Origin of the sequence: Pantoea sp. CCBC3-3-1 (genome assembly GCF_007981265.1) — a bacterium.
GTDB lineage: Bacteria > Pseudomonadota > Gammaproteobacteria > Enterobacterales > Enterobacteriaceae > Erwinia.
In genome coordinates this window covers 982,987-998,795 of sequence record NZ_CP034363.1, presented here as the reverse complement: position 1 = coordinate 998,795, position 15,809 = coordinate 982,987, and the positions used below count along the sequence as shown (strand labels likewise).

14 protein-coding genes and 1 pseudogene are annotated in these 15,809 nt (G+C 56.0%); 5 read left to right on the top strand and 10 right to left on the bottom strand.

The features are described from left to right. Window positions 1-4: 4 nt before the first annotated feature. The 5 genes from EHV07_RS04510 to hpxU all read right to left on the bottom strand — a co-directional run bounded on the left by EHV07_RS04510 (window position 5) and on the right by hpxU (window position 4,031). Entirely contained in the window at window positions 5-742 is a 738-nt protein-coding gene (locus tag EHV07_RS04510) for an amino acid ABC transporter ATP-binding protein (RefSeq protein ID WP_147195500.1), read from the bottom strand. Beyond that, the gene (locus EHV07_RS04505) at window positions 723-1,379 is read right to left on the bottom strand and encodes an amino acid ABC transporter permease (RefSeq protein ID WP_147195498.1); all 657 of its coding nucleotides are present in this window, start codon (window positions 1,377-1,379) and stop codon (window positions 723-725) included. The genes EHV07_RS04510 and EHV07_RS04505 overlap by 20 nt, the downstream gene beginning before the upstream one ends. Then, window positions 1,379-2,044, bottom strand: a complete 666-nt coding sequence (locus tag EHV07_RS04500; protein ID WP_147195496.1) for an amino acid ABC transporter permease — start codon at window positions 2,042-2,044, stop codon at window positions 1,379-1,381. Before EHV07_RS04500 ends, EHV07_RS04505 begins: the two co-directional genes overlap by 1 nt. Window positions 2,045-2,053: 9 nt before the next feature. Continuing rightward, window positions 2,054-2,839: a transporter substrate-binding domain-containing protein gene (locus tag EHV07_RS04495; RefSeq protein ID WP_147195494.1), complete on the bottom strand. Its 786-nt coding sequence runs from the start codon at window positions 2,837-2,839 to the stop codon at window positions 2,054-2,056. A gap of 352 nt (window positions 2,840-3,191) precedes the next feature. Next, window positions 3,192-4,031, bottom strand: a complete 840-nt coding sequence (hpxU, locus tag EHV07_RS04490; RefSeq protein WP_147195492.1) for a MurR/RpiR family transcriptional regulator HpxU — start codon at window positions 4,029-4,031, stop codon at window positions 3,192-3,194. A gap of 193 nt (window positions 4,032-4,224) precedes the next feature. Between hpxU and EHV07_RS04485 the strand changes: the two genes are divergently transcribed. From EHV07_RS04485 to hpxZ, 4 genes are read left to right on the top strand one after another with little or no spacing between them, the layout of a single operon-like run. Next, window positions 4,225-5,811, top strand: coding sequence for a gamma-glutamyltransferase family protein (locus EHV07_RS04485; RefSeq protein ID WP_147195490.1), 1,587 nt, complete (start codon window positions 4,225-4,227; stop codon window positions 5,809-5,811). A 12-nt stretch (window positions 5,812-5,823) separates the two neighbouring features. Then, complete coding sequence (hpxX, locus tag EHV07_RS04480; RefSeq protein WP_147195488.1) at window positions 5,824-6,012, top strand: oxalurate catabolism protein HpxX; 189 nt, start codon at window positions 5,824-5,826, stop codon at window positions 6,010-6,012. Then, window positions 6,009-7,403 (top strand): AtzE family amidohydrolase, encoded by a 1,395-nt coding sequence (locus tag EHV07_RS04475; protein ID WP_147195486.1) that lies wholly within the window; start codon window positions 6,009-6,011, stop codon window positions 7,401-7,403. The genes hpxX and EHV07_RS04475 overlap by 4 nt, the downstream gene beginning before the upstream one ends. Before the next feature lie 2 nt (window positions 7,404-7,405). Further along, window positions 7,406-7,789 (top strand): oxalurate catabolism protein HpxZ, encoded by a 384-nt coding sequence (gene hpxZ, locus EHV07_RS04470; RefSeq protein ID WP_147195484.1) that lies wholly within the window; start codon window positions 7,406-7,408, stop codon window positions 7,787-7,789. A 408-nt stretch (window positions 7,790-8,197) separates the two neighbouring features. Here hpxZ and puuE read toward each other — a convergent pair whose 3' ends face one another. Genes puuE through EHV07_RS04455 form a run of 3 tightly spaced genes read right to left on the bottom strand, consistent with a single transcriptional unit; the run spans window position 8,198 to window position 10,657 of the window. After that, the gene (gene puuE, locus EHV07_RS04465; protein WP_147195482.1) at window positions 8,198-9,157 is read right to left on the bottom strand and encodes an allantoinase PuuE; all 960 of its coding nucleotides are present in this window, start codon (window positions 9,155-9,157) and stop codon (window positions 8,198-8,200) included. A gap of 31 nt (window positions 9,158-9,188) precedes the next feature. Further along, entirely contained in the window at window positions 9,189-9,929 is a 741-nt protein-coding gene (gene hpxA / locus EHV07_RS04460; RefSeq protein ID WP_147195480.1) for an allantoin racemase, read from the bottom strand. Beyond that, entirely contained in the window at window positions 9,926-10,657 is a 732-nt protein-coding gene (locus EHV07_RS04455) for a GntR family transcriptional regulator (protein WP_147195478.1), read from the bottom strand. The genes hpxA and EHV07_RS04455 overlap by 4 nt, the downstream gene beginning before the upstream one ends. 144 nt (window positions 10,658-10,801) lie before the next feature. On the opposite strand from EHV07_RS04455, the gene EHV07_RS04450 reads away from it, so the two are divergent. Next, the gene (locus EHV07_RS04450) at window positions 10,802-12,295 is read left to right on the top strand and encodes an NCS1 family nucleobase:cation symporter-1 (protein WP_147195476.1); all 1,494 of its coding nucleotides are present in this window, start codon (window positions 10,802-10,804) and stop codon (window positions 12,293-12,295) included. 46 nt (window positions 12,296-12,341) lie between these two features. Here EHV07_RS04450 and EHV07_RS04445 read toward each other — a convergent pair whose 3' ends face one another. Then, a complete protein-coding gene (locus EHV07_RS04445) occupies window positions 12,342-14,774 on the bottom strand; it encodes a formate C-acetyltransferase/glycerol dehydratase family glycyl radical enzyme (protein WP_147195474.1) in 2,433 nt (810 codons plus the stop codon). A gap of 4 nt (window positions 14,775-14,778) precedes the next feature. Beyond that, window positions 14,779-15,678: pseudogene (locus EHV07_RS04440) on the bottom strand (glycyl-radical enzyme activating protein). Between the last annotated feature and the right edge of the window lie 131 nt (window positions 15,679-15,809).

Sequence of the window (15,809 nt, the reverse complement as noted above, 5' to 3'; positions counted from 1 at the left end):
TGCATCAGTTCAGACCGCGCACCGATGAGATAAACTGTTTGAGTTCCTGAGTTTGCGGGCTGGCAAAAACCATTTTGCTGTCGCCCTGTTCCCAGACGCGTCCCTGATGCATAAACACCACGCGGTCGCCGACTTCCCGGGCAAAGTTCATTTCATGCGTGACCAGAATCAGCGTCATGCCCTCTTTCGCCAGCTGTTCCAGCACCTTCAGCACTTCGCCCACCAGCTCCGGGTCAAGCGCGGAAGTGATTTCATCGCACAGCAGCACTTTCGGCGTCATCGCCAGCGCACGGGCAATGGCGACACGCTGCTGCTGGCCACCGGATAAATTCGCCGGGTAGTAATCCATCCGGTCGCCCAGCCCGACTTTTTCCAGCATCTGTGCTGCCAGCGCACGGCATTCGGCCTCCTTCTTTTTCAGAACCCGACGCGGCGCCAGCATCACGTTTTCCAACGCGGTCATATGCGGGAACAGATTAAAGTTCTGAAATACCATGCCGACCGAGCGGCTGATTTCGCGCGCCTGAGAATCGCGATCGGTAATCGTCATACCGCCCAGTTTGATACTGCCTTCCTGATAGCCTTCCAGCCCGTTCATGCAGCGCAGCAGCGTACTTTTCCCCGATCCGCTGCGGCCGATAATCGAGATGACCTCGCCCATCTCGACATCCAGATCGACGCCTTTTAGCACGTGATTGGCACCGTAGTATTTCTGTACCTGATTAATGGTGATGAGCGGCATTGAATTTCTTCTCCAGGTACTGGCTGTAGCGCGACAGCGGATAACACATCAGGAAGTAGCCCAGCGCCACCAGCCCGAAAACTTTGAACGGTTGATAAGTCACGTTATTGAGAATGGTGCCCGCTTTGGTTAGTTCGACAAAGCCGATAATCGATGCCAGCGCGGTGCCTTTTATAACCTGAACCGCAAAGCCTACCGTTGGCGCAATGCCGATGCGCAATGCCTGCGGCAGTACGACGCGATAAAGCGTCTGACCAAAATTCAGGCCGAGGCAGCGTGAAGCCTCCCACTGCCCTTTTGGTAAAGCCTGAATGCTGCCGTACCAGATATCGACCAGAAAAGCGCTGGTGTACAGCGTCAGCGCCAGCGAGGCGGCGGTCCAGGGCGATACATCAATGCCAAACAGCGCCACGCCGAAGAAAGCGAGAAACAGCTGCATCAGCAACGGCGTGCCCTGAAACAGTTCGGTATAAGCACGGATAAAACGGTTCGGCCAGCGACGGCCCGTCAGGCGCACCATGACCAGCGGCATCGCCACCAGCGTACCGCCTAAAAATGCCGTCAGCGACAACAGCAGCGTCCAGCGTGCGGCCAGCAACAGATTGCGCAGGATGTCCCAGTCAGTAAACGTCGTCATCAGGGCGTTTCTCCAAACCATTTGCGGCCCGCGGCCAGCAGTAACTGACGCATCGCAATCGACAGCGCCAGATAGAGCAGCGTAGTAACGCCATAGACTTCAAAACTCAAAAAGGTCCGGGACTGGATCAGGTTGGCGGCGAAGGTCAGCTCCTCATAAGAGACCTGAGAAACCACCGACGATCCCAGCATCACGATGATGCACTGACTGACCAGCGCCGGATAAATGCGCTTCAGCGAAGGCGGCAGCACGATGCGCAGAAAGGTCTGTGAACGCGTCAGCCCCAGCACGCGCCCGGCTTCCCACTGGCCTTTTGGCGTGACCTGAATACCGGCGCGAATAATTTCGGTGCTGTAAGCGCCCAGGTTAATCAGCATCGCCAGCAGTGCGGCTTCGCCCGCCGTCAGCTTCAGCCCGAGCGCCGGCAGGCCAAAAACGATAAAGAACAGCTGCACCACAAACGGCGTGTTGCGGATCAGCTCAACGTAGCAGCCCCACACGCGGCTCAGTATCGACGGCTTGCCGCTGCGTAGCGCCGCGCCGAAAATGCCCAGCGCCACGCCGCCCACGGTGGCCAACACGGTCAACTGAATCGTTACCCACAGCCCGGAAAGCAGTTCCGGCCAGTAAGGCCACAGCGCAGGAAAGTCGAGTTGTTCCGTCATCGCCTGCCCTTATGCGCCAAAGTCGGCCGGTAATGGTGCCTTCAGCCACTGCTCAGAGAGGCCGTTCAGCGTTTTATCTTTTATCGCCTGGTCGATTAGCGTATCTACCTTCGCTTTCAGGGCGGGTTCGTTTTTGCGAAGACCGATAAAGCACGGTGAATCCTTCAGCATAAATTTCGCCACCGGCGCTTTTTCCGCATTCTGTCGGGCAATCGCCGCGACCACCAGGTTGCCGGTTGCGACATACTGCACCTGACCAGAAAGATAGGCAGAAAGCGTGGTGTTGTTATCTTCATAGCGCTTCAGCTGGGCATCTTTCGGCGCGACGTCGCTCAGCACCATATCTTCCACCGCGCCACGCGTTACGCCGATGGATTTGCCGCTCAACGCCGCGGCATCTTTCAGCTCAGCCTCTTTTGGGCCAAACACGCCGAGGAAGAACGGCGCGTAAGTGCGGCTGAAAGCGATAACTTTCTCGCGCTCAGGGTTTTTGCCCAGGCTGGAGATCACCAAATCAACCTTATCGGTTTGCAGATAAGGGACGCGGTTGGCGCTGGTCACCGGCACCAGCTGCAACTTAAGTTTCATCTGTTTTGCCAGGTATTTTGCCATATCAATGTCGTAGCCCTGCGGCTGGAGATCGGTACCCACCGAACCAAACGGCGGGAAGTCCTGAGGAACGGCGATGCGGATAACTCCACGTTTTTCAATGTCCTGAAGCTGATCCGCCCACGCATGCGTTACCTGAGTCAACATCAGCGCCACACCTGCTACTGCCAGTAATGCTTTCTTCATTCTTTTTGCCCCGGTAAATAAACCATGAAACGAAAGATTCTTGAAGAATTCATTTGCAACTAATGTGCCAGCCGCGCGACTGCCTGCCACGTAACGTGATTTTTTGACTCAGGGATCGCGACCAAAAGACCAGCTATGCTAGTAAACAGGCTGATAAATCAGATTATATGCCGTTAGAAAAGCAAAAAGGCAGGCAGAGAGAAGACCGATAACCGACAGGATTTGGGAAAGAGCTGATGGAAATTACAGCCGTAAATCTTTCGCCCCGAAATAAAGCAAAGCACCAAAACGGTGCCCCACTAATGTGATTTTGATTGCCGGGGCACCACCGCTTACCGGCAGCCGCTGGCGATTAACGCTGTTCCAGCTCATCCAGCTGGTTGTAGAGATCGGCAATATGGTGAATGCGCTGACGGCCTTCGCTAAGCAGTTCATGCAGTAAAGCGTTTGCCAGCAGGTTAATTAAACTGTTGGCCGAGGCATAGCTGTCGAAGGCGGAAACGCTGTCCAGCGGCGCGCAGAGCTGCCAGCGAGCCAGCGCCATCAGTGCCTGAGCCTGAGGTTCGCAAATCACCAGTGTGGGAATGCCATCATGTTGCAATTGCTGCAACAGCGGCTTGATGATGCGCGGACGACGACGGAAAGCAATAACCACGACCATATCCTGCGGCGTCACTTCAGCCAGCTCCTCGGAGAGCGTCTGACCCGGCTGCGGCAGCACCTGCACGCCGCCTCTTGCCTGAAGCAGCTGCTGACGAAAATGCAGCGCTACCGGGTAAGCATTGCGCATGCCGATGACAAACACGCGCTGGCTTTTCGCCAGTTGCTGAACAACCTCGCCGAACTGTACGGCATCAATCGCGTTGACCCACTGGGTCAGATTCGCCATTTCCTGCTTGTAGTGGCGGGCAAGCAATGTATTTCCCTGCACCGCATCGCGGTTGTCGGTCAGCGGCATGCCGCTCTGCCTTAAGGTGCGCAGCTCATCCCGCATGTCGCGATATTTGTCATAACCGAGCCGCTTAAACAGACGGCTGACGGTGGCCTTAGAGACGCCGCTGAGGCGAGCCAGCTCGGCGCTGTTATAGCTGATCACATCATCGAAGTGGTCGAAGACGAAGTCGGCTACGCGCTGCTCCTGCGGTGATAACTGCGGATAGTGACTCTTCAGACGTTCATCGAGCTGCTTCATGCGTGGACCTTGTAACTTTTGTTTCAGAGAACATAGCCTATACAAATAACGTGCCTGGCAGAAAAAAACCGCTAAATCGCGACGTATCTTCCGGCGGTTAAGGCTTTTTTTCAATGTTTAACCCGATATCAGCGGATAACTGGAACATCTCTTGCTTTAGTTAACGCACTGTCACCCTGAAAAAGAGATTGTGATGATCCAAAGTAATGTCGCCCCGTTAGGTATGACCGTGACGCCCCATCATCTTGCCAGCGAAAGCGCGCTGGCCGTTTTGCGTGAAGGCGGCAACGCCATTGAAGCGATGGTCGCGGCGGCGGCGACCATCGCCGTAGTGTATCCCCATATGAATGGTCTGGGCGGCGATGGCTTCTGGCTGATCGTGCCGCCACAGGGTGAGCCGGTTGCCATCGATGCCAGCGGCGCAGCGGGTTCACTGGCCGATTTACGTTTTTACGAGGCGACTTCAGCCATCCCGCATCGTGGTCCGAAAGCGGCCCTGACGGTCGCCGGGACGGTCAGCGGCTGGGCAGAAGCATTAAAGATTTCTGACGAGCTGGGCAGTTCGGTTACGCCGCTTGCGCGCCTGCTGGCAGATGCGACCCGCTATGCCGCAGATGGCATTCCGGTGACGCAATCGCAGGCGGCGGCAACGGCAAGTAAATATCATGAACTCGCGGAGCAGCCGGGTTTTGCCCATACTTTTCTGCCCGAAGGCGAGGTGCCGCGTGCAGGCAGCCGCTTTACCCAACCTGACCTTGCTAACACGCTGATTCAACTAACGGAAGAGGGGCTGGAAAGCTTCTACCGCGGTTCGCTGGCCAGTAAACTCGCCAGCGCGATGTCCGCGCTGGGGATGCCAGTCACGCTTGAGGATTTGAATCGTCATCAGGCGAAACGGCGCACGCCGCTGCGGATCCGGCACCAGCACGGCGAAGTGTATAACATGACGCCGCCCACGCAGGGCGTGGTGTCGCTGGCCATTCTCGGCATTATCGATCGGCTGGATATGAACGGCGCCGATGAAGCACAAACCATTCACCGCATTGTTGAAGCCACCAAACTGGCATTTGGGCTGCGCGATCGCTATATCACCGATCCGCGCCACATGACGGAACAGATGCAAAGCCTGCTCGACTCCGATTTGCTGGCGCGGCTGGCCAGCGAGATCGATGATCGGCACGCCGCACCATGGGGAAGCGGTAAAGGACCAGGCGATACCGTATGGATGGGGGTGATGGACAGCAGCGGGCTGGCCGTTTCCTTTATTCAGAGCATTTATCATGAGTTCGGCAGCGGCGTGGTGTTGCCGGGCACCGGCATTACCTGGCAAAATCGCGGCGCGGCGTTTAGCCTCGATCCCAATCATCTGCTGGCTCTTGCGCCCGGCAAACAGCCTTTTCATACCCTGAATCCTGCCGCTGCCCGCCTGAATGATGGGCGCACCATGGTTTATGGCTCAATGGGCGGCGACGGCCAGCCGCAGACCCAGGCGGCGATTTTTACCCGTCATATCGTACAGGGCATGCCGCTACAGCAGTGCGTTAGCGCCCCGCGTTGGCTGCTGGGCCGCACCTGGGGCCAGGCCTCCGATTCGCTGAAGCTGGAAGGCCGTTTTTCCAGCGAAACCTTTGCCCGCCTGCGCGCACTCGGCCATGAAGTGGAAGCGCTGGATGATTTCAGCGAAGCAGTCGGCCATGCAGGCGCCATCGTACGTCATACCAACGGTATGCTGGAAGGCGCATGCGATCCGCGCAGCAACGGTAGCGCCGCCGGTTTTTAACAGGAGAACACCATGAAGCAGACTTCGCCCGACTGGGCAGCCTATGTGGCACAGATGGAGCAGGTTCTGGGCGTGACGCTGGATGACGAGCGCCGCGCCGAACTGCTGGTGCAGTTTACCCGTATCGCCGGTATGGCAGAGCCATTGATGGCGTTTCCACTCGACGATCGGCAGGAAGTGGCGGGAGTATATAAAGCATGAATCTGCACAGGTTATCCATCGCTGAACTGAAACGCGCGTTGATTAAAGGCGAGCTTAGCGCCCGAGAGATTGCCCAACAGACGCTGTCGGCCATCGGGCAACATAATCCCGCGATCAACGCCTGGACAGAGATCACGCAGGATCGCATGTTGCAGGAGGCCGATCGCCTTGATCGACTGCGTAAAGAAGATCGTCCGCTGCCGCCGCTGGCAGCGATCCCTTATGCGGTTAAAAATCTGTTTGATGTAGCCGGTCATACCACGCTGGCGGGTGCCAGCCTGTTTAGCGATCGCCAGCCTGCTACTCATGACGGCTGGGCGGTGCGTAAACTGGCCGACGCTGGCGCGATGCTTTCCGGCATGCTGAATATGGATGCTTACGCTTATGGTTTTACCACTGAAAACAGCCATTACGGCGCAACCCGTAATCCACGGGATCTGACCCGCATCGCTGGCGGATCTTCCGGCGGCTCTGCGGCAGCCGTCGCTGCGGGTCTGGTGCATTTTTCTCTTGGCACGGACACTAACGGGTCGATTCGCGTTCCCGCCTCGCTGTGCGGTATTTTTGGCCTTAAACCCACCTTTGGCCGTCTTTCCCGCAGCGGCAGCCAGCCGTTTGTCGCCAGCCTGGATCATATTGGCCCGTTTGCCCGTTCTGTGGAGGATCTGTCGCTGGTTTATGATGCGCTTCAGGGGCGCGATGCGCAGGACAGCTTTCAGGCAGAGCGTGCGATCCATCCTGCACACCGCTTGTTGGAGCACGGCGGTGAAGGTTTACATTGTGCCGTGCTGGACGGTTATTTCCAGACGTGGTGCGATGATGATGCACGTGCTGCTGTCGCGCTGGCGGCGAAAGCGCTGAATGCACAGGATGAGATTTCCCTGCCGGAAGCAGAACTGGCCCGCACCGCCGCCTTTATTCTTACCGCTTCGGAAGGGGGCAACGCTTATTTGCCCGCCCTGCGCAGCCAGCCAGAGCGTTTCGAGCCGTTATCGCGCGAGCGGCTGCTGGCAGGCGCGATGATCCCCTCCGCCTGGTATGTGCAGGCGCAGCGTTTTCGCCAGCATTTTAAACAGCAGGTGCTGCCGCTGTTTGAGCAGTTCGACGTGCTGATTGCGCCAGCCACCCCCACCAGCGCCACGCCCGTCGGCCAGGAAACCATGCGCATTAACGGCAGCGATTTGCCGATCCGTGCCAGTATGGGGATGCTGACGCAGCCCATTTCCTTCCTCGGCCTGCCGGTGACCACGGTGCCGCTGCAAACGCCGGGCGGTCTGCCAATTGGCTTACAGCTGATTGCCGCGCCGTTCAAAGAAGAAGCCTGTCTGCGGGCAGCCTGGGCGCTGGAAAAAATGGGCATTGCGAAAGCATTACCAATAACGGGTTTCTGACTATGAAAAGTGAATATATCGATCGACCGTTGATTCTGGCGGAGGTAACCGCCGCCTTTTATCGTTACGAAGAGGCATTAATCAGCAACGACACGGTGGTACTGGACGAGTTGTTCTGGCACGACGCACGCACCGTGCGGTTGGGTGCAGGAGAGAATTTATATGGTATTGAAGAAATCCGCGCTTTCCGGGCGGCACGTCCCTCAACAGGGTTGGATCGCCAGCTGCGTAATACGGTAATCACCACCTTTGGGGAGGATTACGCGGTGTGCAGCACCGAGTTCACCCGCGAGGGAACCGACAAAATCGGGCGTCAGCAGCAAACCTGGGTGAAGCTGCCGTGCGGCTGGCGAATCGTTGCGGCGCAGGTAAGTTTGATGAGCTGACAGGCGGTCCTTGCTCAGACCGCTTCACGATTGCCACCACCGAAGATGTAACCGCGAATGCAAGCACTGGATCGTGCTTGCGTCTACGGCCGTTGGAAATCCTCTCCTGAATTCGGTGCCCGCTTGCTTAAGGCGGCGGAAAGGCCCAGCGGCATTGTACATTAACCAGCCGGGTCAGGCACTTGACAGATGATATAAAGCAGCCCACTATATGAGCACTGGATCGTGCTTGCGTTACGTTGGTAACCAACACCCTGCTGAGAAGGTCGCTTAACCTGACCAGCACAAAAAAACCGCCTTTATCGGCGGTTTTTTTGTTTGCTGAACAACCTAAAATTCAGCGTCTTAAGGTCTTGTCCCGCCACAGACATGACAACAACCCAACGCCAGGTCTCATCCAACGCTGAATCAAACCTCAGGCGCCGGATGCGTTTTCACCCAGTGATCGGCAATCTGCTGACGCGTGCAAATCCAGACTTTCTCATGCTGCTGGATATAATCCAGGAAGCGTTGCAGCGCTTTGAATTTCCCGGGCCTGCCCAGCAGACGGCAGTGCATGCCAATCGACAGCATCTTCGGCGACGTTTCACCCTCTTCATACAGTACGTCAAAACTGTCTTTCAAATAGGTATAAAACTGCTCTGCCGTATTAAAGCCCTGCGGCGTGGCAAAACGCATGTCGTTGGTTTCTAAGGTGTAAGGAATAATCAAATGCGACTTCACCGTGCCGTCCTGACAGGTGACCTGCGCCCAGAAAGGCAAGTCGTCGCCATAATAATCACTGTCGTAGGTTAACCCGCCCTGCTCGACCACCAGTCGGCGCGTGTTCGGGCTGTCGCGTCCTGTGTACCAGCCCGTGGGCGCTTTGCCAAACAGATCGGTCAATGTATCGATCGCCTGCTGCATATGCTGACGCTCGGTTTTGGCATCCATTCCCTGATAGTGAAGCCAACGCCAGCCGTGGCTGACCACATCGTAATCGGCATGTTTAATCGCCTCGACGATCTCCGGATGACGCGCCAGCGCCATCGCCACGCCAAATACCGTTAGCGGCAGATCGCGTTTCTGAAATTCGTTGTGGATACGCCAGAAACCCGCACGCGAACCGTATTCATACAGAGACTCCATCGACATATGCCGCTCGGGGTAACTGGCCGCGCCAATAATATCGGACAGAAACTGCTCCGAACCGGCATCGCCATGCAGTACGCTGTTTTCTGCGCCTTCTTCATAATTCAAAACGAACTGTACGGCGATGCGCGCCTCATTTGGCCAGGCCGCATGCGGAGGATTGCCCGCATAGCCAATCAGATCACGTGGATAGTTTTTGTTAAAGCTGTATTCTTTTTTCTCGCTCGTATCATTCATGATCGCTTGTCCTGTTCCGGGGCAACTTCACTTAGTTTAGGTGCTTAAACTGACCCGTCAGGGTTTTTCGCACCGGATAGTCTAAATCGCCATGCTTACTGGTCGACAAGCCAAGCGCCACCAGCGATTCCACCATTTTGACTGCCGCGCCCACGCCATCAACGATCGGGATGCCCAGTTCTTGCGTTAGCTCGCGTGCAAGGTTCGCCATGCCGCCACAACCCAGTACGATTGCGCCACTGCCGTCCTGCTGTTTTGCCCGAATGCAGCCCTGCCGCACCTTTTCCTGCGCAACGCCGCTACCGTCTTGCAGCGCCAGAACGGGCAGATCGATAGCGTGCAGCGCTGCGCAATGGCGTTCAAAACCGTACTGCTGCAACAGATGTCGTGCAATAACCACCGTCCGAGGCAGCGTCGTGACGATCGAAAAGCGCGTGGCAACCATCGTGGCCATATGCATCGCCGCTTCGGCAATACCGATTACCGGCCCCTGTGCCAGTTCACGCGCGGCCAGCAGGCCCGGATCGCCAAAGCAGGCAATAACATGCCCACAGACGCCCTGCTCGCGTCCGGCTTTAATCTGCTCCAGTACGCCAATTGTTGCCACCGCCTCATCAAAATGCCCTTCGATGGAAGCCACGCCTGCCGACGGACACACTGCCAGAATCTCCGTCGTCGGTGCCGCGACCGCGCGCGCTGCGGCACCGATAGTTTCAGTCATCGCCAGGCTGGTATTGGGATTAATGACCTGAATAATTTGTCTGTCCGTCATTTTTTCACTCCCTGCGCTGTGCCGACATGCGCAAATAATTTGGCGAAATCGGGCAGCGTTTCACCGCCGCGTTCAAAGTGCAGACTCGCTACGATATGCGCAAAATGTTGCTGTAATGCGTCAGTCAGCGCCGTTAGCGATTTTTTTCTCAGCAGATCGATCAGCCGATCGTGATCGTCACAGCGGCAGCTCTGCTGCCACGGTGCGCCCCAGGCGGCAATAACCAGCGAAGAGCGCTGCGTCAGGCTTGTCACCATCCCGGTCAGCACCTGATTGCCCGAGATAGCCTGTAACTGGATATGAAACGCCGCAGAAAGCCGGATTGCCGCAGGGCCATCACGATCCTCATGCGCCTGCTGCTCCTGCCGGTTGAGTTTTTCCAGCGCCACCAGATGAGGAGACTGACAGTGTTCGAGCACGGCGGGCAGATTGGCGCATTCCAGGAGCGAGCGGGTGCGGAAAATATCCTGCGCTTCTTCCACCGAAGGCGTGGCAACCTGTGCACCACGTCCGGGCGTCAGCACAATCATTTGCACCGCGGCAAGGCGGTGAAGCACTTTACGAATGCCGGTACGGCTTACGCCAAATACGCTGGACAGCGCTTCTTCCGGCAATTTACTGCCCGGCGGCAGCTGGCGCTCGACGATGGCCGCCAACAATGCCTGATAGATAGGTTCATCCCTGTCTTGCAGGTCTGAGGCCGTTTTCAGGCCGGTTTCACTTTTCATTTCCTGTCCGGTCAAGTTGTGATCTTTAAAAATCGTACACAATATTTATCAAGCTTGTATACACGATTTCAATTTCTGGCCTGAATCCTGCAATACCTCCCACAGCAGGTTTGCACTTAACGAAATATTTGAGGAGCAGGTTTCATGCCAAATAGTCAGAAAATTTCCCAGGCGACGGCGGATTCAGCCCATGCCCACTACAGCCCGCGGCTGTGCAATGACGACCTCGCCCCCACGCGCGATCAGAACTGGAGCTGGTACAACATTTTCTCTTTCTGGATGTCAGATGTGCACAGCATGGGCGGCTATGTGGTGGCAGCCAGCTTCTTCACCCTTGGCCTTGCCAGCTGGCAGGTGCTGTTATGTCTGCTGGTCGGCATCTGTATTGTGCAGATTTGCGCAAACCTTGTTGCCAAACCCAGTCAAATGGCGGGCGTTCCCTATGCCGTTATCTGCCGTCAGGCTTTTGGCGTGTTCGGTGCCAATATTCCGGCGGTGATCCGCGGCTTGATCGCTTTTGCCTGGTACGGCATCCAGACCTATCTGGCGGCAAACGCGCTTATGCTGGTTTCACTGAAATTCTGGCCCGCACTGACGCCGCTGACGCACGCTTCATGGCTGGGCCTGTCGCAGCTGGGCTGGATATGTTTCGGCGTAATGTGGTTTGCTCAGGCGCTGGTGTTCTGGCATGGGATGAATGCGATTAAACGCTTTATCGATGTGGCGGGTCCGGCGGTGTACGTGGTGATGGTGGCGCTGGCGGTTTGGATTGTATACAAAACCGGTTTTAACGGGATTTCTCTGACGCTGGCAAGCAAACAGCTGAGCGGCGGACAGCAGGCATGGGAAATGATCACCGCCACGGCGCTGGTCGTCTCCTACTTTTCGGGGCCGCTGCTCAACTTTGGCGATTTCTCGCGCTATGGCAAAAATATGAATGAGATCCGTCGCGGCAACCGCTGGGGATTGCCCTTTAACTTCTTGCTGTTTTCTGTGGTTACCGTGGTGATCGTTTCGGGTACGCAGTCGCTGTTTGGCCACATGATCACCGATCCTGTCGAAACGGTGAGCCGCGTCGGCAGCGATTTAGCCGTGGCGATTGGCCTGCTGACCATGATCACCGCGACCATCGGCATCAATATTGTCGCCAATTTTGTTTCGCCAGCCTTCGACTTTTCCAACTGCTCACCGCAAAAAATCAGTTTCCGCACCGGCGGAATGATCGCCGCCGTAGGCTCGGTTTTACTGACGCCATGGAACCTCTTCCAGTCGCCGGAGCTGATCCACTATACGCTGGACGTGCTGGGCGCCTTTATTGGGCCGCTGTTTGGTATTTTGCTGTGTGATTTTTATCTGATTAAGCGCGGCCAGATTTCCGTCAACGATCTGTTTAACGATACGCCAAAAGGGCAGTACTGGTATCGCGGCGGCTTTAATCCAAAAGCCATCGGTGCGCTGGTACCGTCGGTACTGATTGGCCTGGCGATTAGCTTTACGCCTTCTCTGCATGCGGTCGCAAACTTCAGCTGGTTTATTGGCGTGGCGCTTTCGGCAGGCTGCTACCGCTGGATTGCGCGGGAAGATCGCGTGAGCATCCCTCAAGGTTACGGTGGGAAAGTGATGGTGCAAAAAAGGTAATTTCGCATCCGGAAAGCCTGATGCCTGGGGCACCAGGCTCTGGTCGCTATAACGTATGCTCCGTCCTGGCGATAATATCGTCCTGCGCATCGGGGGAAAGCGCCGTGAAGAAAGCCGAGTAGCCTGCTACCCGCACCACTAAATCACGGTGCTGGTCCGGGTGTTTCTTTGCTTCCAGTAATGTTTCTCGCGAGACGATGTTGTACTGAATATGCCAGCCTTTATGCGCTTCAAAAAAGGTGCGCAGCAGGAACATCAGCTTTTCACGATCGTGGATATTATCAAGCGTTGTGGGATTCAGTTTTTGATTCAGCAGCACGCCACCCAGAATTGAGCCGGTCGGTAATTTCCCAACGGAGTTAATCACTGCCGTTGGCCCCAGATGGTCAGTGCCGGAAGCGGGGCTGGCACCTTCCGCCAGTGGCGTATGCGCTTTACGGCCATCCGGCGTCGCCATGGTCTGCGCGCCAAAAGGCACATTGGCTGAGATAGAAGACGTGCCGGCGTAGTAGCGTCCGCCGATGGGGCCGCGTCCAAAACGCGGATTTACATACTGCCCAAGCTCATCAATATAGGTTTGATAAGCTCGTACCAGCAGGTTATCGACCTCATCACAATCGTTACCGTATTTGGGCGCGTTATTGATCAGACGCTGGCGCAGCTGTTCGCCAGTCAGCCCGGCAAAATTTGTCGCAAGAGCATCGGCCAGTGCTTTCTGACCAATCATCCCCTGTTCAAAGATCAGTTTCTTGACCGCAGCCAGACTGTTTCCCAGATTGGCAATGCCAACCTGTAGTCCGGAAACCCAGTCATATTTCGCACCGCCCTGCTTAATGCTTTTTGCCCGCGTAATGCAGTCGTCCACCAGCGCCGAGCAGAGAATGTCGTGCGCATTTTCTTCCAGCACCGTATCCACCACATATTCGATCTCAATCGATTTGCGCGTGTAATAACGAATCTGCCGATCCCAGGCCGCCATTACCTGATTAACGTCGTGGAAGTTACCGGCAGAGAGCGCTTCGGACTGCGGAAGAAAAACCTGACCGCTGGTGGCATCGCGGCCCCCCTCAAGCGCGGCCAGCATTACTCTGGCAAAGTTAATAAAGCTCATGCCGGTGCAGCGATAGCCCCACTTGCCGCCTACCGCGGTTTCGATACAGCCAATCGCGGCATACTGATAAGCGTCTTCCGGCTCCACGCCCAGCGCAATAAATGCCGGGATCACCACTTCGTCATTATTAAAGGCAGGCATGCCAAAACCACAGCGAATGACCTGTACGCAAGCATCCAAAAAGTCATCGCTCATCCCGGCATGGTAACGCACGCTAAGGTTAGGCTGCGTGGAACGCAGGCGACCACAGGATTCCAGAATCAGATAAGAAAGAGGGTTTACGGCATCGACAGCTTTTCCGTTCAGCAGATTTTGCCCGCCGATGGTCACGTTCTGGTACAGCGGGCTGCCCGCAGAGGCTTTAGAGTGGGAGCCGGAGCGGATTTTATTCACTTCCAGCAGCTTCAGCCAGCAGCTGTGCAGCAGTTCAATGGCCTGCTCGCGATCGAGTTTTTGCTCCAGCTCCGCATCGCGGCGGTACCAGGGATAGAGATACTGATCCATCCGGCCAAAAGAGACCGAATGCCCGTTGGATTCGATCTGCAACAGCAGCTGGATGAAATAGCATAATTGCAGCGCCTGCCAGAAGGTTTTCGGCGGCTGGTCGGCAATCAGCTCGCAGTTTTCGGCGATTTGCAGCAGCTCGACCTGCCGTGCGGCGCGGGTTTCTTTTACGGCCATGTTGCGCGCCAGTACGGCATAGCGACGAATATGATCGCTTACGGCCAGTAAAACGATCTCAATCGCTTTCAGAAATTGATCGCCGTGCAGATCATCCAGCCGGGTTAGATCGATACGGGCACGCCGTTCGGCCACGGTGTCCCGCAGCCCTGCCAGCCCTTTTTCCAGCAGCAGTGGGAAGTTGACGGCCAGATGCGCGTCGCCTGAGGTCATATTCCCCTCAGCTTTGATAATGCCGGTTGCCAGCAGCGCCTTTTGCTCGTCGGTAAACAGACCGTAGCAACGGTCCTGCACCGTCTGACCACGCCACCACGGGCAGATTTCATGAAGAACGCGTTTGTTTTCTTCACTGACCGAGAAGCCCGCGCCGGGACGATCCGCCAGCTCATCAATTTCTTTTTCAATCCATGAAACAGTGTATTCGGGAAAGATCGGCGCTGCGCGGACTTCACTGGCCTGATTGCCGACGATCAGTTCATCATGCTTAATCCAAATCGTTCTGTTAGCCAGATGATATGACAGCGCCATTGCGCGCCGTACCGGCACCGGTTTGTCCATATTTTGCTGATAAATTTGCGTGTAGTGTCTGGCGCGTTCGGTACAAACGGGTGGCTTAACGATATGCACCAGCGCAGCCTTATGGGTGCGAATGCGTTCGTTCAGGGCATTGAGATGAAGTACGGTCATGATGTTATCCTCTAAGAGTGGCGACCAGCCCTTTTTGCCGAGCGTAATCTTTGGCGAAAAGGAGGCGTTCCGGGCAGTCGAAAGGCTTATCCGGGGCGAGATAGGGCAGATCGAGCAAGGCGTACTTGCTCATCCCCAGCGTGTGATAGGGAAGAAAATGGATTTCGCTGACCTGAAGTCCCTCCGCTGCGAAATCGACGATGGCTTTAATGGCTGGCTCATCTGCGTTAAATCCCTGAATCAGCGGCACGCGGATCACCATCTTTTTGCCGGATGCGGCAAGCTTGCGCAGGTTATTCAGCACCCGCTTCGCTGAGCCTCCGGTCCATTGCCTGAATGCAACCTCATCGACATGTTTCAGGTCAGCGAGAAAGAGATCGGTGTAAGGCAAAGCGGGTTCGATATAGTGCCAGGGAACGTGCAGACAGGTTTCCACCGCGGTAGAAATCCCTTCCTGATAACAGGCTCTCAACAGCTGTTCGCTCAGGCCTGGGTGCATAAAAGGTTCGCCGCCGGAGAGCGTGATACCGCCACCGCTACGCTGATAAAAGGGTTTGTCGCGTCTGACAATTGCCATGATCTCTTCGCCCGTTTTCTCCTCGCCACACAGGCTCAGCGCCTGTGTCGGACAGCACTCTGCCAGTGGCTTAAGCTGCTCTGGCTGGATTTTTTCACGGAGAATAAGCAGGTTATCATCGGTTCGGCGAATACGCTGCGGTGCAATCCGCTGGCACAGGTCACATCCCGCAAGACAAAGCCGCGCATCAAACAGTAATTCCTGATGTCGCGAGCGGCTTTCCGGGTTTTGGCACCAGCGTCAGCGTAGCGAACAGCCTTTTAAGAATACCAGGGTACGGATGCCTGGCCCATCATGAGTCGAATAACGCTGGATATTAAAAATCATCAGACGCCCCCAAAGGTTTCGGATGAAATTAAATAACTTTCGAAAGAAATACATATTGACATCGGTCAATATTTGAAGTCACGGGAGAAGTAGACTGGACGCAATCGGCTGAACATCACATTTTTGAGGAA